The 1851-nt window shown below is 43.2% G+C and carries 2 tRNA genes; both read right to left on the bottom strand.

The annotated features are described in order from the left end of the window. Window positions 1-249: 249 nt before the first annotated feature. Window positions 250-332: transfer RNA gene (locus HRU21_13275), tRNA-Leu, on the bottom strand. A gap of 160 nt (window positions 333-492) precedes the next feature. Next, window positions 493-574, bottom strand: a tRNA-Ser gene (locus tag HRU21_13280). Between the last annotated feature and the right edge of the window lie 1277 nt (window positions 575-1851).

Raw genomic sequence — 1851 nt, forward strand, 5'->3', positions numbered from 1 at the left:
CGCGCCTTAAGCGTGCGCCTTAACCGCTCGGCCAAGACTGCAAACGACTGAAAAAAACTATCAGAAACTGCACTAAGTTGCTTGTGCCAACAGCACAAAAGTTCCCATGCAGGGAATTGAATCAGCGTCTCCTGAGTGAAGAACATGGTTACAAGAAAACTGCACAATTCCTAGCATTATTTCCATATTATTTGGCGTTAAATATTACTTTCAAGTTGGAAATTCCATAACTGTCATGGCATGGAAAAATGCATCCAGTGGGATTCGAACGCACGCCCTCATACGAGGATTGGAACTTGAGTCTAACGCCTTAACCAACTCGGCCATAGACGTAACCTTGAATTTCACAAATCCATCGATCTTGCAGCAGTATTCCATTTCAAAAAATAATCCTTACAAACTCGGCCATAGATGCAACCTTGCGTTTCACAAATCCGTTATCCATTGTAACATAGCAACATACGATAACGGAATTTCGATTACTTAAGAAAACGACATCACAGAGATTTGAACTCTGGCGGGCAGAGCCCAATAGATTTCTAATCTATCTCCTTAACCACTCGGACATGATGTCTTTGATGCGATATTTGATCGACTGGGAAACGTAGGTATTTGACCCACGATCAATTTCCACTGTCTGCACTTTTCACTTTTCAGATTCCGACTGACATTTTTGCAGCCAGTGGGAATTGATCGGTGACTCAGATTTGACCACCGATCAATTCCCACTGCCTGCATTTCTGTTTCAGATTCCGACTGACATTTTTGCAGGCAGTGTGAATTGATCGGTGAACCAGATTCGACCACCGATCAATTCCCAATGCCTCCACTTTTGTCATTTCTGATCAGCGATCAATTCCAGCTGCTCACATTTCTGAACAATCCTTGTTCAAAGTAGGTATATTGGGCATAAATCATTGTGTCTCTACCAGCTACACTGTCGATGCAAACATGAATCACCCTTAGGTGAGGTAAGTGAAGTACCACTAAGGATTAAAACCCAATGTACCTACTTTGAACAAGGAATCCTTGTTCAAAGTAGGTACATCGGGCATAAATCACCGATCAATTCCGGCTAGTGACATACCAATATGTCAGTAGTCGGAATTGATCGGTGATTTAAGCCCAATGTACCTACTTTGAACAAGAATTCCTTGTTCAAAGTAGGTACATTGTGCTTAAATCCTTGTTCAAAGTAGGTACATTGGGCTTAAATCACCGATCAATTCCGACTACTGACATATTTGTAATGCTATTTCAAATTTCGAGCTTCACGTTCATACCTAATAACTGAGGAAGCGTGCAGAAATCCATAGATCCTCCAGCGGCTTCGCATCCATATGTCGCTAAGCGCGCAGAAATCCATATCCATCGCCAAAACAAATCGGGCAACGAAATCGAGAAAAACTGGCTGCTCCCGTTTTTCACGATTTCGTCACCCGATTTTTTTAGTGTAAGCCACAGCTACAGCTGTATCGGTTTCGCCGAAGTATTAACATAACTCCGAACGATGTAAGCAGACAGCGCGCAGAAGTACATTGCGTACGTACTTCGCGCTTCGCGCTCAGACCTAGTAACTGGGGAAGCGCGCGTGAGTAAGCAATAGCACTCCTGGAAGTAAGCCATAGAATTCCGAACGATGTAATTAAGAAGGGCCACTCGGGCAGATGTATTTGGACAGGGTTCGAATCCATCACCGAACACTTTCTGAATTTGGACCAGATCCCGGACCGGGTTCAACTCCCTTTGGCTGAAAATACTTAGAAATATTTCTGAAATAAAACAGCTAAAATAGCAATCTTTGTTTAAAGTAGCCACACTCTGGCAGATTGGTCCAGCCTTACCAGCTCG

Source organism: Pseudomonadales bacterium (genome assembly GCA_013215025.1).
Classification (GTDB): Bacteria; Pseudomonadota; Gammaproteobacteria; order Pseudomonadales; family DT-91; genus DT-91.